At 58.8% G+C, this 24,894-nt stretch carries 18 protein-coding genes and 6 tRNA genes; 8 read left to right on the top strand and 16 right to left on the bottom strand.

Annotated elements, in window-relative coordinates:
* Positions 1-71: 71 nt before the first annotated feature.
* Positions 72-1,253: a 3-demethoxyubiquinol 3-hydroxylase gene (gene ubiF / locus ACSBQQ_RS12875; RefSeq protein ID WP_060429364.1), complete on the top strand. Its 1,182-nt coding sequence runs from the start codon at positions 72-74 to the stop codon at positions 1,251-1,253.
* Between the two features lie 87 nt (positions 1,254-1,340).
* Here ubiF and ACSBQQ_RS12870 read toward each other — a convergent pair.
* The 12 genes from ACSBQQ_RS12870 to nagB form a co-directional block, all read right to left on the bottom strand.
* Positions 1,341-1,415: transfer RNA gene (locus ACSBQQ_RS12870), tRNA-Gln, on the bottom strand.
* A gap of 4 nt (positions 1,416-1,419) precedes the next feature.
* Positions 1,420-1,496 (bottom strand) — tRNA-Met (locus tag ACSBQQ_RS12865).
* A gap of 41 nt (positions 1,497-1,537) precedes the next feature.
* Positions 1,538-1,612: transfer RNA gene (locus ACSBQQ_RS12860), tRNA-Gln, on the bottom strand.
* 44 nt (positions 1,613-1,656) lie between these two features.
* Positions 1,657-1,731, bottom strand: a tRNA-Gln gene (locus tag ACSBQQ_RS12855).
* A 30-nt stretch (positions 1,732-1,761) separates the two neighbouring features.
* Positions 1,762-1,846 (bottom strand) — tRNA-Leu (locus ACSBQQ_RS12850).
* Positions 1,847-1,862: 16 nt separating this feature from the next.
* A tRNA-Met gene (locus ACSBQQ_RS12845) sits at positions 1,863-1,939 on the bottom strand.
* 218 nt (positions 1,940-2,157) lie between these two features.
* Positions 2,158-3,822, bottom strand: a complete 1,665-nt coding sequence (asnB, locus tag ACSBQQ_RS12840) for an asparagine synthase B (protein WP_033637446.1) — start codon at positions 3,820-3,822, stop codon at positions 2,158-2,160.
* Positions 3,823-4,106: 284 nt separating this feature from the next.
* A complete protein-coding gene (locus tag ACSBQQ_RS12835; protein WP_033655299.1) occupies positions 4,107-5,555 on the bottom strand; it encodes a carbohydrate-binding protein in 1,449 nt (482 codons plus the stop codon).
* A gap of 188 nt (positions 5,556-5,743) precedes the next feature.
* Positions 5,744-6,496 carry an HAD-IIA family hydrolase gene (locus tag ACSBQQ_RS12830; protein ID WP_004939957.1) on the bottom strand — a complete coding sequence of 251 codons (753 nt, stop codon included), beginning with the start codon at positions 6,494-6,496 and terminating at the stop codon, positions 5,744-5,746.
* Between the two features lie 67 nt (positions 6,497-6,563).
* Positions 6,564-7,784, bottom strand: a complete 1,221-nt coding sequence (gene nagC / locus ACSBQQ_RS12825) for a DNA-binding transcriptional regulator NagC (protein ID WP_033637448.1) — start codon at positions 7,782-7,784, stop codon at positions 6,564-6,566.
* Between the two features lie 27 nt (positions 7,785-7,811).
* A complete protein-coding gene (nagA, locus tag ACSBQQ_RS12820; RefSeq protein WP_060387381.1) occupies positions 7,812-8,951 on the bottom strand; it encodes an N-acetylglucosamine-6-phosphate deacetylase in 1,140 nt (379 codons plus the stop codon).
* Positions 8,952-8,969: 18 nt separating this feature from the next.
* A complete protein-coding gene (gene nagB, locus ACSBQQ_RS12815; RefSeq protein ID WP_004939952.1) occupies positions 8,970-9,770 on the bottom strand; it encodes a glucosamine-6-phosphate deaminase in 801 nt (266 codons plus the stop codon).
* 334 nt (positions 9,771-10,104) lie between these two features.
* Between nagB and nagE the strand changes: the two genes are divergently transcribed.
* From nagE to ACSBQQ_RS12790, 5 genes are all read left to right on the top strand, one after another.
* Entirely contained in the window at positions 10,105-12,141 is a 2,037-nt protein-coding gene (nagE, locus tag ACSBQQ_RS12810; protein ID WP_049213569.1) for an N-acetylglucosamine-specific PTS transporter subunit IIBC, read from the top strand.
* 240 nt (positions 12,142-12,381) lie between these two features.
* Positions 12,382-14,046 (top strand): glutamine--tRNA ligase, encoded by a 1,665-nt coding sequence (gene glnS / locus ACSBQQ_RS12805; RefSeq protein WP_033655303.1) that lies wholly within the window; start codon positions 12,382-12,384, stop codon positions 14,044-14,046.
* 578 nt (positions 14,047-14,624) lie between these two features.
* A complete protein-coding gene (gene chiP, locus ACSBQQ_RS12800) occupies positions 14,625-16,028 on the top strand; it encodes a chitoporin ChiP (protein WP_033655304.1) in 1,404 nt (467 codons plus the stop codon).
* Positions 16,029-16,074: 46 nt separating this feature from the next.
* On the top strand, positions 16,075-16,401 hold the full coding sequence (chiQ, locus tag ACSBQQ_RS12795; RefSeq protein WP_004939944.1) for a ChiQ/YbfN family lipoprotein: 327 nt from the start codon (positions 16,075-16,077) through the stop codon (positions 16,399-16,401).
* A gap of 13 nt (positions 16,402-16,414) precedes the next feature.
* Complete coding sequence (locus ACSBQQ_RS12790; RefSeq protein ID WP_060429363.1) at positions 16,415-19,072, top strand: beta-N-acetylhexosaminidase; 2,658 nt, start codon at positions 16,415-16,417, stop codon at positions 19,070-19,072.
* 247 nt (positions 19,073-19,319) lie between these two features.
* Here the strand turns inward: ACSBQQ_RS12790 and fur are convergent, their stop codons facing one another.
* From fur to ybfF, 4 genes are all read right to left on the bottom strand, one after another.
* A complete protein-coding gene (fur, locus tag ACSBQQ_RS12785) occupies positions 19,320-19,766 on the bottom strand; it encodes a ferric iron uptake transcriptional regulator (protein ID WP_019454058.1) in 447 nt (148 codons plus the stop codon).
* Positions 19,767-20,094: 328 nt separating this feature from the next.
* Positions 20,095-20,634 (bottom strand): flavodoxin FldA, encoded by a 540-nt coding sequence (fldA, locus tag ACSBQQ_RS12780; RefSeq protein WP_004939938.1) that lies wholly within the window; start codon positions 20,632-20,634, stop codon positions 20,095-20,097.
* A 264-nt stretch (positions 20,635-20,898) separates the two neighbouring features.
* Positions 20,899-21,186 (bottom strand): LexA regulated protein, encoded by a 288-nt coding sequence (gene ybfE / locus ACSBQQ_RS12775; protein ID WP_004939936.1) that lies wholly within the window; start codon positions 21,184-21,186, stop codon positions 20,899-20,901.
* A 256-nt stretch (positions 21,187-21,442) separates the two neighbouring features.
* Positions 21,443-22,216, bottom strand: coding sequence for an esterase (gene ybfF, locus ACSBQQ_RS12770; RefSeq protein WP_079656284.1), 774 nt, complete (start codon positions 22,214-22,216; stop codon positions 21,443-21,445).
* A 224-nt stretch (positions 22,217-22,440) separates the two neighbouring features.
* Between ybfF and seqA the strand changes: the two genes are divergently transcribed.
* Both seqA and pgm read left to right on the top strand, forming a co-directional pair.
* A complete protein-coding gene (gene seqA, locus ACSBQQ_RS12765) occupies positions 22,441-22,983 on the top strand; it encodes a replication initiation negative regulator SeqA (protein WP_033637454.1) in 543 nt (180 codons plus the stop codon).
* 76 nt (positions 22,984-23,059) lie between these two features.
* Entirely contained in the window at positions 23,060-24,703 is a 1,644-nt protein-coding gene (gene pgm / locus ACSBQQ_RS12760; protein WP_060418725.1) for a phosphoglucomutase (alpha-D-glucose-1,6-bisphosphate-dependent), read from the top strand.
* The last annotated feature ends 191 nt before the right edge of the window (positions 24,704-24,894 follow it).

The raw sequence follows: 24,894 nt of genomic DNA, 5'->3' as shown, positions 1-24,894 counted from the left end.
AAATCCGGTACACTGCGCAAAACGCCATACCGGGTGGGATGGCGAGCATTCACACAGAAAACATAGCCAATATGAAGACATCTCAAAATCGGTATGACGCGGTGGTGGTCGGCGGCGGCATGGTCGGCGCGGCGGCGGCCCAGGGGCTGGCGCAGGCGGGCTGGTCGGTGGCGTTGCTGGAACATCAGGTGCCGCAGGCGTTCGAGGCGCAAAGCCCGCCGGATCTGCGCATTTCCGCTATCGGCTGCACCTCGGTGGGGCTGCTGAAACAGCTCGGCGCCTGGCAGGCCGTGACGGCGATGCGCACGGCGCCGTATCGCCGGCTGGAGACCTGGGAGTGGGCGTCGTCGCGCGTGGCGTTCGACGCGGTGTCCCTGGGGCTGCCGGAGCTGGGCTTTATGGTGGAAAACCGCATTCTGCAGCTGGCGCTGTGGCAGCAGTTCGCGCAGTGCGCCAATTTGACGCTGCTGTGCCCCGCCAGGCTGCAATCGCTGCAGCGGGCGGACAATGCCTGGCAGCTGACGCTGGACGGCGGTGAGACGCTGCAGACGCGTTTGGTTGTCGGCGCCGACGGCGCCAACTCGCAGGTGCGCAAGCTGGCGGCGATCGGCACCAACGGCTGGCAGTATCGTCAGGCGTGCATGTTGATCACCGTCGATACCGGCGCGCCGCAGCAGGATGTGACCTGGCAGCGCTTCTTCCCATCCGGGCCGCGTGCCTTCCTGCCGCTGTACGACAGCTGGGCGTCGCTGGTGTGGTATGACAGCCCGCAGCGCATTCGCCAGCTGCAGGCGATGCCGCCGGCGCAACTGGAGCGCGAGATCGCCACCGCTTTCCCGGCGCGACTGGGCCCGGTTAAGGTGCACGCCGCCGGTTCGTTCCCGCTGACGCGGCGTCATGCGCAGCGCTACGTGTTGCCGGGGCTGGCGCTGTTGGGTGATGCGGCGCATACCATCAATCCGCTGGCCGGGCAGGGCGTCAATCTGGGGTATCGCGACGTGGATGCCTTGCTGAACGTATTAAGCGATGCGCGGGAGCAGGGAGAGGACTGGAGCAGCGAGGCGGTACTGCTGCGCTATCAGCGCCGCCGCCGTACCGACAATCTGCTGATGCAGAGCGGCATGGATCTGTTCTATACCGCTTTCAGCAATAACCTGGCGCCGCTGAACGTGGCGCGCAATCTGGCGTTGATGGCCGCGCAGCGGGCGGGCAAGCTGAAAGAGCATGCGTTGAAGTACGCGTTGGGATTGTAACCGACAGGGCTCGGCTGCGGCTGGGCTCGTTAGGATTGGCCGAGCGCCAGACAGCAAAAAGCCCGCCGAAGCGGGCTTTTCTAAATATGGCTGGGGTGCCAGGATTCGAACCTGGGTATGCTGGTATCAGAAACCAGAGCCTTACCGCTTGGCGACACCCCAATTATGGTGGCTACGACGGGATTTGAACCTGTGACCCCATCATTATGAGTGATGTGCTCTAACCAGCTGAGCTACGTAGCCGATGGTACTTTTTACTTCTTTGATTTGCAAGCAGTTTGTTATGGCTGGGGTACCTGGATTCGAACCAGGGAATGCCGGTATCAAAAACCGGTGCCTTACCGCTTGGCGATACCCCACCTGCAAACAAATCTTATGTTGAAACCCCATTCCCGAAAGAATATGGCTGGGGTACCTGGATTCGAACCAGGGAATGCCGGTATCAAAAACCGGTGCCTTACCGCTTGGCGATACCCCATCAACATACTGCGCCGACGATGAAGAGAAATGGTGCGGGAGGCGAGACTTGAACTCGCACACCTTGCGGCGCCAGAACCTAAATCTGGTGCGTCTACCAATTTCGCCACTCCCGCAAATGCAAAAAAGAGATGGTGGCTACGACGGGATTCGAACCTGTGACCCCATCATTATGAGTGATGTGCTCTAACCAGCTGAGCTACGTAGCCCTCTTTTTTTGCTTTGCCTTCATCGGCGTTGCGGGGCGCATTATGCGTATATGACCGATTTGCGTCAACAAGTTTTTTCCCGAAAAAGCGCCCGGAAGCGCCGTTTGTCTGGGTTGTGAACATTATGGCGATAAAATCGGCAATTCAGGCAGTTGGCGGGCGGAAAAGGCAACAAAAAGGCGGGTCAAAAGGCCCGCCCCGGGGAAAATACCGCGCGATTATTTATAGGCGGCCTGGTGCACGCCGACGGCGCGGCCGGAAGGATCGTCCATCTTCTTGAACGATTCATCCCACTCGATGGCCTTGGCGGACGAGCAGGCGACGGATGGGCCGCCCGGCACGCATTCGGCGGCGCTCGGCAGCGGGAACAGCTCCTCGAAGATTTCGCGGTACAGGTAGCCTTCTTTCGACGTCGGCGTGTTGTACGGGAAGCGGAAACGCGCGGTTTCGAGCTGTTGATCGCTAATTTGCTGCGCAGCCACCTCTTTTAGCGTGTCGATCCAGCTGTAGCCGACGCCGTCGGAGAACTGCTCTTTCTGGCGCCAGGCCACGCTGGCGGGCAAATAGGACTCGAAACATTCGCGGACGATGTGTTTTTCCATTTTGCCGTTGCCGCACATTTTATCTTTCGGGTTGATGCGCATCGCCACGTCGAGGAATTTCTTGTCCAGGAACGGTACGCGGGCTTCGACGCCCCAGGCGGACATCGCCTTGTTGGCGCGCGCGCAGTCGAACATATGCAGCGCCAGCAGCTTGCGCACGGTCTCTTCGTGGAATTCGCGGGCGTCCGGCGCCTTATGGAAGTAGAGGTAGCCGCCGAACACTTCGTCCGCGCCTTCGCCGGAGAGCACCATCTTGATGCCCATCGCCTTGATTTTGCGCGACATCAGGTACATCGGCGTCGAGGCGCGGATGGTGGTGACGTCGTAGGTTTCGATGTGGTAAATCACGTCGCGGATGGCGTCCAGGCCTTCCTGCACGGTGAAGTGGATTTCATGGTGTACGGTGCCCAGATGGTTGGCCACCTCCTGCGCGGCGCGCAGATCCGGCGAGCCTTCCAGGCCGACGGCGAAGGAGTGCAGCTGCGGCCACCAGGCTTCGCTGCGTTCCTGATCTTCCACGCGGCGCGCGGCGTACTTCTTGGTGATCGCCGAGATGACCGAGGAATCCAGCCCGCCCGACAGCAGCACGCCGTAAGGCACGTCAGACATCAGGTGGCTTTTCACCGACTCTTCCAGCGCGGTTCGCAGGGCGGTGGCGTCGGTCACGTTGTCTTTGACGCTGTCGTAATCGAACCAGTCGCGGCGATAGTATTCGCGGATCTCACCGTCCTGGCTCCACAGGTAGCTGCCGGCCGGAAATTCCTTGATGGTGCGGCACACCGGCACCAGCGCTTTCATTTCCGAGGCGACGTACAGGTTGCCGTGCTCGTCGTGGCCCATGTACAGCGGGATGATGCCCAGATGATCGCGGCCGATCAGGTAGGCGTCTTTTTCGGTGTCGTACAGGGCGAAGGCGAACATGCCTTGCAGATCGTCGAGGAAGTCCGGGCCTTTCTCCTGATACAGCGCCAGGATTACTTCACAGTCGGAACCGGTCTGGAACGCGTAGCGGTCGCTCAGCTGTTGGCGCAGCGCCTGGTGGTTGTAAATTTCGCCGTTGACCGCCAAAACGTGGGTGTGCGCAGCGTTGTACAGCGGTTGAGCGCCGTTGTTGACGTCGACGATCGACAGGCGTTCGTGGGCCAAAATGGCTTTGTCGCTGGCGTAAACGCCGGACCAATCCGGGCCGCGATGGCGCATCAGGCGCGACAGCTCCAGCGCTTTCTTACGCAGTTCAACGGGATCGGACTTCAGATCGAGCACACCGAAAATAGAACACATACAACTCTCCTAACGGGCTTTTATGACTGTGATGTTGTTTTTTACTGTTATGGGCAGCATTGCCGATTCATCAGCGATAACGCGGTTTTGCTGCGCTGTGGTTATGAAAATGCGCCTAAAGCTGCATCAGATGCAAGCGTTTTAGCCATACGCTGAGAAATAGTTGTTTGCCTGGGCGCGGTTTTTGACGGATTTTCAGTTATCGGCGGGAAAAATTAGCGATTATGCAATTTTTAGCGTAATGACGGGATTGCCGGCCGGTTTGACCGGCAATCGATTAGCGATTAGGCGATGAGCTGCCACAGGGTGAAGGCGGCGTCCGGCGTCCAGGCGGCGTTGGAGGTGTGCGCCTGAATACAGGTGTATTTCTTGCCTTTATAACTCACCACGTCGCCGGCTTGGTAGCTGTGGTTGTTCTGCCACTCGGGCGCGCTCGGATCGGGCGGCGTGCCGTCGTTGGCGGTTTTGACCGCCAGCGCGCTGCTCGGCAGCGAGGTATTGCCCTGGCTGTCGGTTGCGGTAACGAAGTAGCTGTACTGGGTGGCCGGAGCCAGGCCGTTGTCGGCCAACGACAGGCCGGCAGTCTGGCCGATCGGGTTGCCGTTGCGGTAAACGGTGTAACTGGCGATCGGTAAGGCACCGGTGGCGGCGGCCCAGCTCAGCTTCAGCGAGGTGGCGCCCAACTCGGAGACCGTCAGCGCCGTCGGCGCATTAGGCTTTCCCGGCGGCGGGGTGACTCCGCCCTGAATCAGCGGCGCGTAGCGGGTTTTGAACTCCCAGCTGTAGGCCACGCCGGCTTTGCTTTTGCCGTTGTCCCAGTTGATTGACCAGGTCATCAGGCCCTTGATCGACAGGTTTTTGGCGTCGAGACGCGAGAAGGCGTTATACACCGCCTGTTTGTCGATCACGTAGCCGGTGGCGGCGGCATCGTTGTTGCTCGGCAGGCCGATAACGAATTTACTGGCTGGAATTCGGATAAATCCGCGGGTGCCGGTGACCAGACTTTCCGTCAGGTAATAGAGGAAGTCTTCTTTCATGGCGTCGTTGTTTTGGGCAATCCAGGCACCGGCACCGTTATTGGCCTCGGGAACCCAGATGCCGTCGCCACCCTGGTTATAATATTGCGGCGCGATAAAGTCATAATAGCCATCTAACGCATTAATATAATCGCCATAGCTGCCGTTAGCCTGCAGATAAGGGAATTCCGGCGCCATGCTGATAATAAAGTTTTTCCCCTGCGCGGCGTAATGGTCTTTTACTTTTTTCAGCGCCGCAGGCAAGACGGTTTTATTATTGGCGGCGCCGATCGCCGCCTGTTCCAGATCGATATCCAGGCCGTCGAAGCCGTAGACTTCCACCAGGCGAATAATCTCGTCTTTCAGCCGGTCTTCGTCGCCGGTTTTCAGTTCGATGTGCGCGTCTGCGCCGCCGAGGGAGATCAGCACCGCGCGGCCCTGGCTGTTCAGCACGCCCACCTGGCGGCGGAACTCGGCGTCGGACAGGTTGTAAGGCTTGAAGGTCGGGATTCCCTGGCCTTTCATAAAGGCGACGGCCACCACGTTATATTCGGCGGGAATGTCTGTCAGGTTCATATTGGCGAACTGGCCTTGTTGATAACCGTCACTGGCGCCGGCGGCCCAGTTGTGCCAGAAACCCATCAGGATTTTTTTATTGGCGATAGTCGGCATAATGGCTGCGTCATCGGCGGCATTAATAATGTTATTTGTGCTCATGGTAGCCTCATTAATTAGGGTAAGGGATTTTCGCCTGCCGGCAATATCAGCTATTGGCGGGGTGTAAGGTTATAATGAGGGTTTTTAGCGCGGGCAGGCTGAAACCTTTTGCGGCCATGAACGAATTAAATTCAAACTGCGGTCAGGAAGAGGGAAATAATGGCGGCCGGGCAGCCGCCATAAATGCGTCAGAAAATAGTGATATCGGCAACGGAAGGGTAGACGTAGCTCGGGCGGAAAGGCATGGTTTCGATGTCGCTCAGCGTGGAGACGCCGGACAGCACCAGCACGGTTTCCAGGCCGGCCTGGAAGCCCGCCAGAATGTCGGTGCGCAGGTTGTCGCCGACGATCACCGTCTCTTCCGAGTGCGCCTGCATTTTGTTCAATGCGGCGCGAATGATCCACGGGCTGGGCTTGCCGACGTAAAACGGCTTGCGGCCGGTGATCTTCTCGATGGGGGCGCACAGCGCGCCGCAGGCCGGCGAGAAGCCGTGGCCGTGGCTATCCGGGTTGGTGGCGATAAAGCGCGCGCCGTTACTGACGAAGTAGGCGGCCTTGTGCATCATGTCCCAGTTGTAAGAGCGGGTTTCCCCGACGATCACGAAATCCGGGTTGATGTCGGTGATGGTGAAACCGGCTTTGTACAGCTCATGGATCAGCGCGCCTTCGCCGACCACGTAGGCTTTTTTGCCTTCCTGGCGGCGCAGGAAATCGGCGGTGGCCATCGCCGAGGTATAGAACGCGCTCTCCGGCACTTCCAGCCCGGCGGCGGCGAAGCGGTTCGCCAGATCCTGCGCGGTCTGTGACGGGTAGTTGGTCAGCACCACCAGCGGCATGCCTTGTTCCTGGATGCGCGCCAGGAACAGATCGGCGCCGGGCACCGGCGTATTGTCATGCAGCAGCACGCCGTCGATATCGCATATAACGTTTTTGATTTTCATTTGTCGCTGTTTCTCATGATTACGGCAGGCAAGGGGTGACGATAACACACCTGCCAGAAGCGGCGGATCAGCTTTCCAGCAATCGCTGCAAGAGCACGCCGTTGAGCATCGCGCGTTTGGCCAGGGCGAAAGCGCCGATCGCCGAGCGATGATTGAGTTCGGAGGTCACCACTGGCAGATTCTTGCGGAAGTCCTTCAGCACCTGGGTATTGATGCAGCTCTGGATCGCCGGCAGCAGCACTTTGTCCGCTTCGGTGATCTCACCGGCGATCACCACCTTCTGCGGATTGAACAGGTTGATGGCGATGGCCACCGCCTTGCCCAGATAGCGGCCGACGTGTTCGATCACTTCGCTGGCCAGCAGATCGCCGCGGTTGGCGGCCTTGCAGATGGCGTTGATGCCGCAGTCTTCCAGCGTCAGTTTGCTCGGGTAGCCCTGGCTCAGCAGCTGGCGCACGCGCTGTTCGATCGCCGCGTTGGCGGCCACCGTTTCCAGGCAGCCGAAGTTGCCGCAGTGGCAGCGTTCGCCGAGCGGATCGATCTGGATATGGCCGATCTCGCCGACGTTGCCGTTGTTGCCGAGAAAAATCTGCCCGTTGACGATGATGCCGGCGCCGGTGCCGCGGTGCAGGCGCACCAGAATCGAGTCTTCGCAGTCGCGGGTGGCGCCGAAGTAGTGCTCCGCCAGCGCCAGGCTGCGGATGTCGTGGCCGACGAAGCTGGTGACGTTGAAGCGCTGCTGCAGGTTGTCCACCAGCGCCCAGTTGCTGACGCTGATGTGCGGCATGTAGCGCACCACGCCCAGCGCCGGATCCACCAGGCCGGGCAGGATCACCGCGATGGCGATCAGCTCGCGCAGGCGGCGCTGATTCGCTTCGATGAATTGGGCGATGGCGGCGAACAGCGCATTCTCCAGCGTTTCCTGGGTGCGTTCCGGCAGCGGATAGTGTTCTTCGCCGAGCGATTTGCCGCTCATGTCATACAGGGTGATGGTGGCGTCGTGGCGGCCGAGACGCACCGCGACGGTATGGAAATGACGGGTTTCCGACACGATGGAGATCGCGCGGCGGCCGCCGGTGGAGGCTTGCTGATCGACTTCTTTGATCAGCCCGCGCTCCAGCAGCTGGCGAGTAATTTTGGTGACGCTGGCGGGGGCAAGCTGGCTGAGTTCGGCAATTTGAATGCGCGAGATCGGGCCCTGCTGGTCGATCAGGCGGTAAACTGCCGCGCCGTTAAGTTGTTTGACTAAGTCAACGTTCCCTATTTGTGCTTGTCCGCCGGTGCTCATCAATAATGTTACTCGCTGTTCATTGAATTAAACCTCGTTACCGTTAACGAGCGTTTTGGTGATTTTAAAATCACGGGTGAAGGCGGTCAGGTTAGCCACCTTGCCGGCTTCGATGGTGCCCAGACGGTGCTCGACGCCGATGGCGCGCGCCGGGTACAGCGTCGCCATGCGCAGCGCTTCGTCCAGCGCGATGCCGATATGTTCGACGCTGTTTTGCACCGCTTCGATCATGGTCAGCGCGGAACCGCTCAGGGTGCCGTTCTCATCCACGCACAGCCCATCCCGATAGTATATTGTTTTACCGGCGAAAATAAATTGGTCAATATCTGCACCTGCCGGTGCGGTCGCGTCGGTGACCAATACCAATTTATCACCTTTCAGGCGTTTGGCGTTACGGATACTCGCCCAGGCCACGTGATGGCCGTCGGCGATGATGCCGGTATAGACCTCCGGCGTGTCGAAGATCGCCCCCATCAGCCCCGGTTCGCGGCCGGTGATATACGGCATGGCGTTGTACAGGTGGGTGGCAAAGCTGATGCCGGCGGCGAAGCCGGTGCGCGCCTGATCGTAGGTGGCGTTCGAGTGGCCGGCGGAGACCACGATGCCGGCCTCGGTCAGCTGCTTGATAACGTGTGGCTCAACCATCTCCGGCGCCAGCGTCACCTTGGTGATCACGTCGGCGTTGGCGCACAGGTAATCGATCATGTCCTGCGTTGGCTTGCGAATGAACGCCGGGTTATGGGTGCCTTTTTTCACCGGGCTGAGGTACGGCCCTTCCAGGTGCAGGCCCAGCGCCTGGTTTTGGTGCTTTTTCAGATAGGCGCGCATCACCTCGACGCTGTGCTTCATGAATTCGTCGCTGCTGGTGATCAGCGTCGGCAGATAGCTGGTGCAGCCGGATTTCTCGTTGGCGCTCTGCATGATCTCCAGCGTTTCTTCCGAAATCGCTTCCAGCGAATCGTTGAACTGTACGCCGCCGCAGCCGTTCAGCTGCACGTCGATAAGCCCGGGGGCCAGGATGGCGCCACCCAGGTCGCGCGTTTCGATGCCGGCGGGCAATTCAGCCGCCGGGCAGACTCTCTCGATCAGCCCATCAGCGATAATGACTGCATGGTCATCAAGTACGTCGTGGCCGGTATAGATTCGGCCGTGGGTTAAAGCGAACATCGTAGCCCCCTGCAAAGATTAAAGACTTTTTACGCTTTCCGCTTCTAACTCGCGGAAATATTTGACGGTTTTGACTTTCAGCTCCATAGTAGCCGGCTCGTCGCACACCACCACCGCTTTGGCGTGCAGCTGCAGGCAGCTGATGGTCCACATGTGGTTGATGTTGCCTTCCACCGCGGCTTCCAGCGCCTGCGCCTTGGCGTGGCCGGTCACCAGGATCATCACTTCTTCCGCGTCCAGCAGCGTGCCCACGCCGACGGTCAGCGCATATTTCGGCACCAGGCTGACGTCGCCGCCGAAGAAGCGCGAGTTGGCGATGCGGGTGTCTTCGGTCAGCGTTTTGATGCGGGTGCGCGAAGCCAGGGACGAAGCCGGCTCGTTGAACGCGATATGGCCGTCGATGCCCACGCCGCCCATGAACAGGTTAATTTTGCCGTAAGACTTGATCTTCTCTTCGTACTGGCGGCACTCGGCGTCGACATCCGCGGCGTTGCCGTTCAGCAGGTTGATATTTTCACGAGGGATATCAACGTGATCAAAGAAGTTGCGGTACATGAAGGTGTGGTAGCTTTCCGGGTGTTCCTGCGGCAGGCCAACGTACTCGTCCATGTTGAAAGTCACAACATGCTTAAAGCTTACTTCACCTGCTTTGTGCATCGCAATCAGATGTTTGTAGGCTTCCAGCGGCGTGCCGCCGGTAGGCAGGCCGAGGACAAACGGGCGCTCTGCGGTTGGCTTGAATGCGTTGATGCGTTGAACGATATGACGCGCGGCCCATTTGCCGACTTGTGCGGTATCTTTCAGTGGGATAAGTCTCATCTAACACCTCTTGGGATAAGTAAACTAAAGCTATACTGTACGGGCCTGCGGGAGTCCTAAGCGTAACCCAGCTTTATGATTCTCGCGTGAATCGTCCGTCCGGTTGATTTTTTGAATGATAAAATAAGTTTTGTGTGATGGCCAGCAATCCGGGAGGGAAAGACTACTTTTTGGTGATATTTATCACAAAAAGGGAGGTTTTAATTTGCGATACAAAATAAATTTTTTACACTCGGCATGAGTGATACGTGCCATGCGTTGTTTCTAAAAAGGTAGTGAGAGCTCCAAATAAACTACTAATAGGGTCCGTCCGCGGACAACATAGGGGGAAAAGGTGAACATTCTTAGTTATTTGCAAAAGGTGGGACGGGCGCTGATGGTGCCGGTCGCCACGCTGCCCGCCGCCGCCATCTTGATGGGCGTCGGGTACTGGATTGACCCTGTTGGTTGGGGCGGCGACAACGCGCTCGCCGCTTTCTTCATTAAATCCGGCTCCGCTATCATCGACAACATGTCGGTGTTGTTCGCTATCGGCGTGGCCTACGGCATGTCCAAAGACAAGGACGGCGCCGCCGCGTTGACCGGCTTCGTCGGCTTCCTGGTGCTGACCACCCTCTGTTCACCGGCCGCCGTGTCGATGATTCAGAAGATCCCGCTCGATCAGGTGCCTGCCGCGTTCGGCAAGATCCAGAACCAGTTCGTCGGTATTCTGGTGGGTATCATCTCCGCCGAAGTGTACAACCGCTTCAGCGGCGTCGAGCTGCCTAAGGCGCTGTCGTTCTTCAGCGGCCGCCGCCTGGTGCCGATCCTCATTTCCTTCCTGATGATCCTGGTCGCTTTCATTCTGATGTACATCTGGCCGGTGATCTTCAACGGTCTGGTGAACTTCGGTGAACACATTCAGAAAATGGGTTCGGTCGGCGCCGGCATTTACGCCTTCTTCAACCGTCTGCTGATCCCGGTCGGCCTGCACCACGCGCTGAACTCGGTGTTCTGGTTCGACGTGGCCGGCATCAACGATATTCCTAACTTCCTCGGCGGCCAGCAGTCAATCGAAGCCGGTAAAGCGGTTGTTGGCATCACCGGCCGTTATCAGGCGGGCTTCTTCCCGATCATGATGTTCGGTCTGCCGGGGGCAGCGCTGGCCATCTATCACTGCGCGCGTCCTGAAAACAAAGCCAAAGTGGCGGGCATCATGCTGGCGGCCGCGTTCGCCGCCTTCTTTACCGGCATCACCGAACCGCTGGAGTTCTCCTTCATGTTCGTGGCACCGGTGCTGTACGTGATCCACGCCGTGCTGACCGGTATCTCGGTGTTCATCGCCGCCAGCATGCACTGGATCGCCGGTTTCGGCTTCAGCGCCGGGCTGGTGGATATGGTGCTGTCGTCCCGCAACCCGCTGGCGACCCACTGGTACATGCTGATCCCGCAAGGCCTGGTGTTCTTCGTCATCTACTACGTGGTGTTCCGCTTCACCATCAAGAAATTCAACCTGATGACCCCGGGCCGCGAACTGGCGGTTGCCGGTGACGAAACCGACGGTTATGACGTCAACGTCGACAGCAACGCCGGTAAAGACGAAAACGAAACCACCACGCTGGCCCGTCGCTACGTCGGCGCGATCGGCGGTTCCGACAACCTGACCGGCATCGATGCCTGCATCACCCGCCTGCGTCTGAATGTGAAAGACTCCGCGCTGGTGAACGACGCCTTGGCGAAACGCCTCGGCGCATCCGGCGTTATCCGCCTGAACAAGCAGAGCGTGCAAGTGATCGTCGGCACCCGTGCTGAACTTATCGCCAGCGCAATGCGCAACGTGATTGCAGCCGGCCCGGTAGCGGCTGCGGCGGCCCCGGCGGCGGCCCCTGCCGCGGAAGCCAAACCGCAGGCGGTGCCGAACGCGCCGAAAGCCGCGTTTGAAACGCTGGTGGCGCCGGTGACCGGTGAAGTCGTGGCGCTCGATCAGGTGCCGGACGAAGCTTTCGCCAGCAAGGCGGTAGGCGACGGCCTGGCGATTCGCCCGACCGACAATATCGTCGTGGCGCCAGCGGACGGCACCGTGGTGAAAATCTTCAATACCAATCACGCGTTCTGCCTGGAAACCGACAAGGGCGCCGAGATCGTGGTGCACATGGGGATCGACACCGTCGCGCTGGAAGGCCAGGGCTTCAAACGCCTGGTGGAAGAGGGCGCGGAAGTGAAAGCCGGTCAACCGATCCTGGAACTGGATCTGGATTATCTCAACGCCAACGCGCGTTCGATGATAAGCCCGGTGGTGGTCAGCAACGCTGACGACTACGCCGGCCTGGCGGCGCTGGCCACCGGCTCGGTGGTCGCCGGTCAGACCAAGCTGTACGAGATCCAAAAGTAAGGCCGTTTTTACCTGAGTAGTACCGGGGGGCGGCCACGCATCATGGCGGAGTTTGCCCCGATTTGGCGGGAAGAGAGCGATCTCTTCCCGCTTTTTTTATCCCGTTTCGCCCCACGGCGGTGCGCTGCGCGCCGAGGGGGCAACGCGCTGCATTTTTCGTGCAACAAACGGTTGTTTCCAGACGTGGCTTGTTGGATCATAGGCGGTTATGTGTAGCGCTTTGCATTGAGGAACAGTGAAATGAGTGAGGCTGAAGCCCGCCCAACCAATTTTATCCGTCAGATCGTCGATGAAGATCTGGCGTCGGGGAAACACACGTCGGTACATACCCGCTTCCCGCCGGAGCCTAACGGCTATCTGCATATCGGCCACGCCAAGTCCATCTGCCTGAACTTCGGCATCGCCAAGGACTATCAGGGCCAGTGCAACCTGCGTTTCGATGACACCAACCCGGTGAAAGAAGACATCGAGTTCGTGGAGTCAATCAAGCACGACGTGGAGTGGCTGGGCTTTGAGTGGAGCGGCAACGTTCGTTACTCCTCAGACTATTTCGATCAGCTGCACCAGTATGCGGTCGAGCTGATCACCAAGGGGCTGGCCTACGTCGATGAGCTGTCGCCGGAGCAGATCCGTGAATATCGCGGCACCCTGACCGCACCGGGCAAAGACAGCCCGTACCGCGACCGCAGCGTGGAAGAGAACCTGGCGCTGTTCGAGAAGATGCGCAACGGCGAGTTCGCCGAAGGCGCCGCCTGCCTGCGCGCCAAGATCGATATGGCTTCGCCGTTTATCGTGATGCGCGATCCGGTGCTGTACCGCATCAAGTTCGCCGAACACCACCAGACCGGCAATAAATGGTGCATCTACCCGATGTACGATTTCACCCACTGCATTTCCGATGCGCTGGAAGGGATCACCCATTCGCTGTGTACCCTGGAATTCCAGGATAACCGCCGTCTGTATGACTGGGTGTTGGATAACATCACCATTCCTTGCCACCCGCGTCAGTACGAGTTTTCGCGTCTCAACCTCGAATACGCCATCATGTCGAAGCGCAAGCTGAACCAGTTGGTGACCGAGAAGATCGTCGAAGGCTGGGACGACCCGCGGATGCCAACCGTCTCCGGTCTGCGCCGCCGCGGTTATACCGCCGCCTCGATTCGCGAGTTCTGCCTGCGCATCGGCGTGACCAAGCAAGACAACAACGTCGAGATGGTGGCGCTGGAATCCTGCATCCGCGACGATCTGAACGAGAACGCCCCGCGCGCCATGGCGGTGCTGGATCCGGTGAAAATCGTCATCGAGAACATGGGCGATGCGGTGGAAATGGTCACCATGCCTAACCATCCGAACAAGCCGGAAATGGGCAGCCGCGATGTGCCGTTCAGCCGCGAGATCTATATCGATCGCGCCGACTTCCGCGAAGAAGCCAACAAGCAGTACAAGCGCTTGGTGCTGGGCAAAGAAGTGCGTCTGCGCAATGCGTACGTGATCAAGGCCGAGCGCGTCGAGAAGGACGAAGCGGGCGAGATCGTCACCATCTTCTGCAGCTACGATGCGGAAACGTTGAGCAAAGATCCTGCCGACGGCCGCAAGGTGAAGGGCGTGATCCATTGGGTGTCCGCGGCGCACGCGCTGCCGGCGGAAATTCGCCTGTACGATCGCCTGTTCAGCGTGCCTAACCCGGGCGCGGCGGAAGATTTCCTCTCCACCATCAACCCGGAATCGCTGGTGATCAAGCACGGCTTCGTCGAGCCGAGCCTGGCGGCCGCACAGCCGGAGAAAGCCTATCAGTTCGAGCGTGAAGGTTACTTCTGCGCCGACAGTCGCTATTCGTCGGCCGAGCATCTGGTGTTTAACCGCACCGTCGGCCTGCGCGACACCTGGGCGAAAATCGAGGGCTAATCTTATTCGCCTCGAAAATTAATGAATCAGCGCGGCTTAGGCCGCGCTTTTTTTTGCCTGTAATTTCACCTGCGGTCTATTTCTCTCTGATTTTAACCGGAGCGCGTTTAATTAATCACGGCGCATTAACCCATAAGCTTTCTGATATTGGCCTTGTTAGTCTTAATATTTACTTATATATTCGTGATGCGAATTAATTTCATTTAGAGAGCGCTTTCAATTTTTATCGCCTGACTGACGGATTTAGTCGGGCTGAAACCATTAATCGTCTCTGGTTGACCTGGTATCTCAATTTATTCTGATTTAATTGAATTTTTTATTCGACACCTTCCATGATCACCGGCGTAACAAAATCTCACTGATATGTGCTCCTTGTCATACTTTGACAAATCTCCCGCATTTTTCATTTGATAATTCGCGTCGCGAAAAATAGTCTGTCTGTAGCAATTAGTGCTGTGGGAATAACATCTCGTCGGCAATATTTTTTACCCGTTCGGGTTTTTTATTGGCAGTCGTGCAGGGCAGTGGTGAACACAGGCGGCTGCAACTTTTAAGTTAAGTCAAAGAGGAATTTCAATATGGGTACGCACGGTGCTCAGCGTAAAACGCTGGCGCTCGCAGTCGCGGGCGCGCTGTTGGGAACAGGGTTTGCCATGGCGCCTGAGGCGAAAGCCGCAGGGTTTATCGATGATTCCACGCTGACCGGCGGCATCTATTACTGGCAACGTGAGCGCGACCGTAAAGATCTCAATCCGGACAGCAAGGATTACAACCAATACACCACCAACCTGTCGCACTCCACCGCCAACCTGAGCCTGGATTTCGCTTCGGGCTACGCCTGGGATATGTTCGGTCTGGACGTCGGTGCCTTCACCGCTATCGAGCTGGCGGAATCCAGCGCCAGCGGCCACCCGAACGAGATCGCGTTTTCCTCGAAAAACCGGACCTACGACGAAGACTATTCCGGTGACAAGGGCGGCATCAGCCTGTACAAAGCCGCCGCCAAATTCAAATACGGCCCGGTCTGGGCGCGCGCCGGCTATATTCAGCCGAGCGGCCAAACCCTGCTGGCGCCACACTGGAGCTTTATGCCGGGCACCTATCAGGGGGCCGAAGCCGGCGCCAAGTTCGACTACGGCGATGCCGGTGCGTTGAGCTTCTCCTACATGTGGGCCGACAAATACAAGGCACCGTGGCATATCGAGGTGGACGACTTCCGCCAGAACGACAGGAAAACCCGCGTCTCCTACCTGCACTCGCTGGGCGCCAAATACGATTTCAAAAACGATCTGGTGCTGGAAGCCGCCTTCGGCCAGGCGCAGGGATACGTGAATCAATACTTCACTAAAGCGTCTTACAAATTCGATCTGCTGGGCAACCCGCTGACCACCAGTTACCAGTTCTACGGTGCGGAAGACCGCATCAGCGACAAGAACGATCCAAACAGCATCTACGACGGCCTGGCCTGGCTGCAGGCGCTGACCTTCGGTTACACCACCGGGCAGTTCAACTGGCGTCTGGAAGGCACCATGGTCAAGGCGGAAGGCAACCAGGGCTTCTTCCTGCAGCGCATGACCCCAACCTACGCCTCATCCAACGGCCGTCTGGACGTGTGGTGGGACAACCGCTCTGACTTTAACGCCAACGGCGAGAAAGCGGTGTACGCCGGCGTGATGTATGACCTCAGCAACTGGAACCTGCCGGGCATGGCGGTCGGCGGCTCCTACGTTTACGCCTGGGACGCCAAGCCGAGCACCAACCCGATCTACGATCAGAGCCAGCGCCTGAAAGAGAGCGCCTGGAGCCTGGACGCGATGTACACCATCCAGGAAGGGCGCGCCAAGGGCACGCTGATCAAGCTGCACTACACCCAGTATGACAACCACACCAACATCCCGAGCTGGGGCGGCGGTTACGGCAACATCTTCCAGGACGAGAAAGACGTCAAGTTCATGGTCATCGCGCCATTCACCATCTTCTGATGCGTTCCCCGGCCTCGCCGCCGGGGGCAGTTAAGGGAATTCAACGATGAAAAAAATCATGCTGATGTTGGCGGCCGCCGCGGCCTTGAGCGCCTGCGCGCAACCCGCCGCGCCGCCGGAAGACGCCAAATTGAAGCAGGCTTACAGCGCCTGCATCAACACCGCCGAAGGTTCGCCGGAGCGTCTGCAGCCCTGCAAGGCGGTGCTGAACGTGCTGAAGCAAGAGAAGCAGCACCAGCAGTTCGCCGCGCAGGAAACGGTGCGGGTGATGGATTATCAGAACTGCATTATGGCGGTTCACAGCGGCAACGGTCAGGCTTACGACGCCAAGTGCGGCAAGCTGTGGCAAGAAATTCGCGATAACAATAATTAAGAAGGACAAGAATATGAACGCATTCAAACTGAGCGCATTAGCCGCTTTGACGGCAACGATGGGATTCCTGGGCGGCATGGGAAACGCCATGGCCGATCAACAGCTGGTGGATCAACTGAGTCAGCTGAAGCTGAACGTAAAAATGCTGGATAACCGCGCCGGCGAAAACGGCGTGGACTGCGCGGCGCTGGGCGCCGACTGGGCCTCTTGCAACCGGGTGTTGTTCACCCTCAGCAACGACGGCCAGGCGATCGACGGCAAAGAGTGGGTCATCTATTTCCACAGCCCGCGCCAGACCCTGCGGGTGGACAACGACCAGTTCAAGATCGCTCACCTCACCGGCGATCTGTACAAGCTGGAGCCGACCGCCAAATTCAGCGGTTTCCCGGCCGGTAAGGCGGTGGAAATTCCAGTGGTGGCCGAATACTGGCAGCTGTTCAGAAACGACTTCCTGCCGCGCTGGTATGCCACGTCCGGCGACGCCAAGCCGAAAATGCTGGCGAATACCGATACCGAAAACCTGGATCAGTTCGTGGCGCCGTTCACCGGCGACCAGTGGAAGCGCACCAAGGACGACAAAAACATTCTGATGACGCCGGCTTCGCGCTTTGTCAGCAATGCCGATCTGCAGACGCTGCCTGCCGGCGCGCTGCGCGGCCAGATCGTGCCGACGCCGATGCAGGTGAAAGTACACGCGCAGGACGCCGATCTGCGTAACGGCGTGGCACCGGATCTGAGCACGCTGGTCAAGCCGGCGGCGGACGCCGTCAACCAGCGCTTTGCGCTGCTGGGCGTGCCGGTTCAGGCCAACGGCTATCCGATCAAGACCGACATTCAGCCGGGCAAGTTTAAAGGCGCGATGGCGGTGTCAGGCGCCTATGAGTTGAAAATCGGCAAGAAAGAGGCGCGAGTGATCGGTTTCGATCAGGCCGGGGTGTTCTACGGGCTGCAGTCGATCCTGTCGTTAGTGCCGAGCGACGGCAGCGGCAAGATCGCCACGCTGGACGCCAGCGATGCGCCGCGCTTCGAGTATCGCGGCATTTTCCTCGACGTGGCGCGCAACTTCCATAAGAAGGACGCGGTGCTGCGCCTGCTGGATCAGATGGCGGCCTACAAGCTCAACAAATTCCACTTCCACCTGAGCGATGACGAAGGCTGGCGCATCGAGATCCCCGGTTTGCCTGAGCTGACGGAAGTCGGCGGCCAGCGCTGCCACGATCTGAGCGAAACCACCTGCCTGCTGCCGCAGTACGGCCAGGGGCCGGACGTCTACGGCGGCTTCTTCAGCCGTCAGGACTATATCGACATCATCAAATACGCCCAGGCGCGCCAGATTGAAGTGATCCCGGAGATCGACATGCCGGCGCACGCCCGCGCCGCGGTGGTCTCGATGGAAGCGCGCTATAAAAAGCTGCATGCCGCCGGGAAAGAGCAGGAGGCCAACGAATTCCGCCTGGTGGATCCGACCGATACCTCCAACACCACCTCCGTGCAGTTCTTTAACCGCCAGAGCTACCTGAACCCGTGCCTGGACTCTTCCCAGCGCTTTGTCGACAAGGTGATCGGCGAAATCGCCCAGATGCATAAAGAAGCCGGCCAGCCGATCAAGACCTGGCACTTCGGCGGCGACGAAGCGAAAAACATTCGCCTGGGCGCCGGCTATACCGACAAGGCGAAACCGGAGCCGGGCAAAGGCATCATCGATCAGAGCAACGAAGACAAGCCGTGGGCCAAGTCGCAGGTGTGCCAGACGATGATCAAAGAAGGCAAGGTGGCCGACATGGAGCACCTGCCGAGCTACTTCGGCCAAGAGGTCAGCAAGCTGGTGAAGGCGCACGGCATCGACAGAATGCAGGCCTGGCAGGACGGCCTGAAAGACGCCGAGAGCGCGAAGGCGTTCGCCACCTCGCGCGTGGGCGTCAACTTCTGGGATACCCTGTACTGGGGCGGTTTCGATAGCGTCAACGACTGGGCCAACAAAGGGTATGAAGTGGTGGTTTCCAACCCGGACTACGTCTATATGGACTTCCCTTACGAGGTGAACCCGGACGAGCGCGGTTACTACTGGGGCACCCGCTTCAGCGACGAGCGCAAGGTGTTCAGCTTTGCGCCGGACAACATGCCGCAGAACGCGGAAACCTCGGTCGACCGCGACGGCAACCCCTTCAGCGCCAAGAGCGACAAGCCGTGGCCGGGCGCCTACGGGCTGTCCGCTCAGCTGTGGAGCGAAACCCAGCGCACCGATCCGCAGATGGAATACATGATCTTCCCACGCGCGCTGTCGGTGGCGGAACGCGCCTGGCACCGCGCCGGTTGGGAGCAGGACTATCGCGCCGGCCGCGAATACAAAGGAGGGGAAACCCACTTTGTCGATACCAAGGCGCTGGAGAAAGACTGGCTGCGCTTCGCTAATATTCTGGGCCAGCGTGAGCTGGCCAAGCTGGACAAAGGCGGCGTCGCTTACCGTCTGCCGGTGCCGGGCGCGCGCGTAGCGGGCGGCAAGCTGGAGGCGAATATCGCGCTGCCGGGATTGGGCATCGAGTATTCCACCGACGGCGGCAAGCAGTGGCAGCGCTATGACGCCAAGGCCAAACCGGCGGTTTCCGGTGACGTTCAGGTGCGTTCGGTCAGCCCGGACGGTAAACGCTATAGCCGCGCCGAGAAGGTTTAAGCCCGGTGCAACGGCCTGCTGCCCCGGCGGCAGGCCGTATAACGAAGGGGGAATGCGTCTGCCTTCGCGCGTGTCGGCGCGGGGCGGACGTTGAAGTGAGAGTAGTACGTGGAGTCGCAGTGCCGCTGCAATTGTGATATTTCATGACATGATTTTCCCCGGCTTGTCCGGGGATTTTTTTGCCCGTTGCACGGCGGGCATAAAAAAACCGCCTCGGTGTGAGGCGGTTTTTCATAGCCGGTCAGGCTTATTTCTTGTCGTGCAGCGTTTCGTCTTCACGACAGTCACCGGTTTCGCAGTGGCCGTACAGGTACAGGCTGTGGTTGGTGAGCTTGATGCCGTGCTGCTTGGCGATATCACGCTGGCGAACTTCGATGGATTCGTCGCTGAATTCAATCACTTTGCCGCAGTCCAGGCAAATCAGGTGATCGTGGTGATGCTGTTGGGTCAGCTCGAACACGGACTTGCCGCCTTCGAAATTGTGACGTGTCACAATGCCCGCATCGTCAAACTGGTTCAGTACGCGATAAACCGTTGCCAGCCCGATCTCTTCGCCCATATCAATCAGTTTTTTGTACAAATCTTCCGCACTGACGTGATGGCATTCCGGATTTTGCAGTACTTCCAGGATTTTGAGTCGCGGAAGCGTGACTTTTAAGCCGGCCTTCTTCAGTGCGATGTTGTTGTCGGTCATGCGAATTCAGTCCTGTTACTATGCTAATCAAGTTGAGGCGTACTCGCCTGTGGCATCGGTCGGCACAAAGAGTTAATGCGTCTCATTATAGAACCGGTTGTACTAAATAGAAACCGCCGGTTGTTAACAAAGATATAATTGCACTATTGCATGTTTTGCATGCAACGCCTTGATGGATGGGATAAACCGATATCTCAGTCTACCGTGACGGGGTGGGAAGTTACAAATCTGTAGCTTCTATCGCAGCAATCCCTGCTGCCGATGACGGCCCTGTGGGCACACTATGCACTTTACAGGGCCTTTGTTCAACCTTTCGCCAGTGCCGGGCTTAGCCGACGATATCGGCCAGGCTCAGCTCTTCGACGATCTGTTTGACCCAGGCGTCCACGCGCTCGTTGGTCAGCTCCGGCTGGCGGTCTTCGTCGATCGCCAGACCGATGAAGTGGTTGTCGTCCGCCAGGCCTTTGGAGGCCTCGAAGTGGTAGCCCTTGGTCGGCCAGTGGCCCACGATGGCCGCGCCGCGCGGTTCGATGATGTCGCGGATGGTGCCCATCGCGTCACAGAAGTATTCCGCGTAGTCTTCCTGGTCGCCGCAGCCGAACAGCGCCACCAGCTTGCCGTTGAAGTCGACTTCTTCCAGCGTCGGGAAGAAATCATCCCAGTCACACTGTGCTTCACCGTAGTACCAGGTCGGGATACCCAGCAGCAGGATATCGAACCCTTCCAGGTCTTCTTTGCTGCTTTTAGCGATGTCATGCACTTCAGAGACGTCGTCGCCAAACTGTTTCTGGAGAATTTTCTGGATCATTTTGGCAATGTTTTCGGTATTGCCAGTGTCGCTGCCAAAGAAAATGCCTACAGTAGCCATATCGCGTATAACCTTTAAATTCAAGTAATTGCATTACTCGACGCCGGCACTGCCGCCGCTGACGCCGATTAAAATGATGCCATGGCAAGAGCCTTTCGCCTCCGGGGCGGGCGCCGACAGGCGCAGTCTCTAGCCGGTAAATGCGTATCATGCCAGAAAGTGGCGCCGGGGTTTTATCGCATTTATGCGATGCCGGAGAATGAAGAAAAGCGTGGTCGATCCGGCGTTGTCCTTAACGCCGCGCCGCGCGTGCGGCCGAAGAGATCAATGTTCCGGCTGTTCTTCCGCCAGTTGCGCCAACAGCATCTGCTCGATGAGTTCGCTGCGGCTGATGTTGCGCTGTTCCGCCAGTTTGTTCAGGGCGTCCACCGCATCCGCGTTGATTTTCAGCTCTACGCGCCGCAATCCACGCACTTTATCGCGCCGTAACTGATTGCGCTTATTGATTCTAAGCTGTTCATCGCGGGAGAGCGGGTTGGTTTTCGGGCGCCCCGGACGGCGTTCATCTGCGAACAGATCCAGCGTCGTGCGATCCGTTTGTTCTTTTGCCATAGGTAGCGGTACTGCAAGGGAGTTTGCATCAAAAAGCGCTCGCACGCTTCCGGAGGCATCGGTTAACACACTTCGGGCCAATAAACCCTAACCCAAATTCACCCCCGAACCGGCGTTCATGAACGCGCTGGCGCGGCGGCAAAATTATAGCGCGCCATATTACCCCAGCAGATGGAGCGGCGACAATGCCTAACTGCGGGCTAAACGCGCTAAGCCGTTATCTTTAGCGCGTTTTTTCGCCAGGGGAGCGTGTTTTTCAGGCTTCGTCGAGGAAACGGTGGATGGCGCGCAGCACCGCTTCCGGTTTTTCGGCGTGCACCCAATGGCCGGTGCCGGCGACGACGTGCGCGCGAGCCTGCGGGAACTGGCGGGCGATGTCTGCACGGTAGCTGTCCTGCACGTACGGCGACAGGCCGCCGCGAATGAACAGGGTCGGGTGCGGCCAGGCCGGAACTTCCTGCCAGCCGGTGATGTCTTCGTAGCGTGCGATCAGCACCGGCAGGTTGAAGCGCCATTCGCCGTTGTGGAAGGACTTCAGCAGGAACTGGATCACGCCTTCTTCCTGCAGGTAGTCGCGCATCAGCTCGGCGGCCGCCTGGCGCTGGGTGATGCCGGCGGCGCTGACGGCCTTCAGCGCGGCGAAAATCTCGTCGTGGCGGCGGGTCTGGTAATCCACCGGCGCGACGTCGATAACGATCAGCTTGGCGACGCGCTCGGGCGCGATGGCGGTCAGCGCCATCGCCGCTTTGCCGCCCATCGAATGGCCGATGACGATCGCTTTCTCCAGCTGCAGTTCGTCGAGCAGCGCCAGCAGATCCTGTGCCATGGCGGGATAGTTCATGTCGTCGGCGCGCGGGGAGAGGCCGTGATTGCGCAGATCGACCTTGATCACCGTGTGCTGTTTATGCAGATCGCGCGCCAGCACGCCCAGGTTGTCCAGATTGCCGAACAGCCCGTGGATCAGCAGCACCGGCAGCGCGTCTGACTCGGCGGCCAGCAGTTGATAATGTAATTTCATGGCGAAGTTCATACTGAGAGAGATTCAGATTAGGGTATCATGATTGAATCGCACGATGAATCATGCGGAATTTTCGCGGCGCGGGCTTGGCAGTGCCGGCTATAGGTATTAGTCTGCATTTGCCGTCCGGAGGCACATTGTTGTGTTCGCCCCAGCGCTTTTAACCTTATAATCCCATGGCTTGAATGCAGGATCTGGCTTCAGGTTCTAAGTAGAAAAAACAGTATTGGATAAAGATGAAAACTATTGAAGTCGACGAAGAGCTTTACCGTTATATTGCCAGCCACACGCAACACATCGGTGAAAGCGCGTCCGATATTTTACGCCGCATGTTGAAATTCACCGCCGGGCAGCCGGTGCGCGCGTTGCCTGCCGCCAGTGCCCCGCAGTCCGTCGAGCTGGAAAAAGCGGCGCCGGCGCAGCGTCCGCGCGATCGCGTGCGCGCCATGCGTGAGCTGCTGTTATCGGATGAATACGCCGAGCAGAACAAAGCGGTCAACCGTTTCATGCTGGTGCTGTCCACGCTGTACACCCTCGATGCCGCCGGTTTCGCCGCCGCCACCGAGGCGTTGACCGGCCGTACCCGCACCTATTTCGCCGGCGATCAGCAGACCCTGCTGGCCAACGGCACGCATACCAAGCCGAAGCATGTACCGGGCACCCCTTACTGGGTGATCACCAATACCAATACCGGCCGCAAACGCAGCATGATCGAACACATCATGCAGGCGATGCAGTTCCCGGCGGAACTGATCGAGAAAGTTTGCGGTACCGTCTAATTTAGCGAACAGCCCGTCATGCTGGCCGTGCGCGACGTATTGCCCGGTCACCGACAGGGATGAGGGAGATATGTCGATGGCGAATAATCCACGTGCCGGGCAGCCCGCCTGCCAAAGCGATCTGATCAACGTAGCCCAGCTGACGTCGCAGTACTATGTGCTGCAACCTGAAGCCGGCAATGCCGCACACGCGGTGAAGTTTGGCACCTCCGGCCACCGCGGCAGCGCGCAGCGCCACAGCTTCAACGAAGCGCACATCCTCGCCATCGCTCAGGCGATCGCCGAAGTTCGTCATCAGCAGGGCACCACCGGCCCGTGCTACGTGGGCAAAGATACCCATGCGCTGTCTGAGCCGGCCTTCATTTCCGTGCTGGAAGTGCTGACCGCCAACGGCGTCGATGTGATCGTGCAGGAAAATAACGGTTTCACGCCAACGCCGGCGGTATCGCACGCCATTCTGTGCCACAACCGCCGCGGCGGCGCGCAGGCCGACGGCATCGTCATTACGCCGTCCCACAACCCGCCGGAAGACGGCGGCATCAAATACAATCCGCCGAACGGCGGCCCGGCTGACACCAACCTGACGTCGGTGATCGAGAAGCGCGCCAACGAACTGCTGGCGCAGCAGCTGAAAGGCGTTCAGCGCCAGTCGCTGGACAAGGCCTGGAACAGTGGCCACCTGCACGCCAAAGACCTGGTGCAGCCTTATGTCGAAGGCCTGGTTGAGGTGGTCGACATGCCGGCCATTCAACGCGCCGGCCTGAAGCTGGGCGTGGATCCGCTCGGCGGCTCCGGCATCGCCTATTGGCAGCGCGTGGCGGAACACTACAAGCTGGATCTGACGCTGGTGAACGACTCCATCGATCAGACCTTCCGCTTTATGCACCTGGATCACGACGGCATCATCCGCATGGACTGCTCGTCCGAGTCGGCGATGGCCGGCCTGCTGGCGCTGCGCGACAAATTCGATCTGGCGTTCGCCAACGATCCGGATTACGACCGCCACGGCATTGTCACGCCGAAAGGCCTGATGAACCCGAACCACTATCTGGCGGTAGCCATCAACTACCTGTTCCAACATCGCCCGCAGTGGGGCGCCGATGTCGCAGTCGGTAAAACGCTGGTGTCCAGCGCGATGATCGACCGCGTGGTGGCCGACCTGGGCCGCAAGCTGGTGGAAGTGCCGGTCGGTTTCAAATGGTTTGTGGACGGCCTGTTCGACGGCAGCCTGGGCTTCGGCGGCGAAGAGAGCGCCGGGGCTTCGTTCCTGCGCTTCAACGGCCAGCCGTGGTCGACGGACAAAGACGGCATCATCATGTGCCTGCTGGCGGCTGAAATCACCGCGGTAACCGGTGAGAACCCGCAGCATCACTATGACGATCTGGCCAAGCGTTTCGGTGCGCCGAGCTATAACCGCATCCAGGCGCCGGCAACCCATGCGCAGAAAGCGGCGCTGTCCAAGCTGTCGCCGGAGATGGTCAAGGCCAGTACGCTGGGCGGGGATCCGATCACCGCACGTTTGACCGCGGCGCCGGGTAACGGCGCCTCGATCGGCGGGCTGAAAGTGATGACCGACAACGGCTGGTTCGCGGCTCGTCCTTCCGGTACCGAAGAGGCTTACAAGATCTATTGCGAGAGCTTCCTCGGCGCGGAACACCGCGAGAAGATTGAGCATGAAGCGGTCGAAATCGTCAGCGAAGTGCTGGCTTCCGCCAAGTAATCACTTTCCCTGATTGATAAAAAGCGCTGTTTTTACAGCGCTTTTTTTTATGTCTTCAATTTAGATATATCTTTTTATCGGTGCGCGCTTGCGAATTTAGATATATCGATCTAGATTAGCGTTATCGACGCTGTTTAGATATATCTAAACAACCTCGTATTGATGTTCACTGTTAAAGCGAGGTATCACCC

Source organism: Serratia sp. G204Y, from assembly GCF_051172435.1.
GTDB classification, from domain to species: Bacteria; Pseudomonadota; Gammaproteobacteria; order Enterobacterales; family Enterobacteriaceae; genus Serratia; species Serratia sarumanii.
Note: the sequence above shows the minus strand (reverse complement) of the source record. Positions and strands in the feature narration are given on the sequence as shown.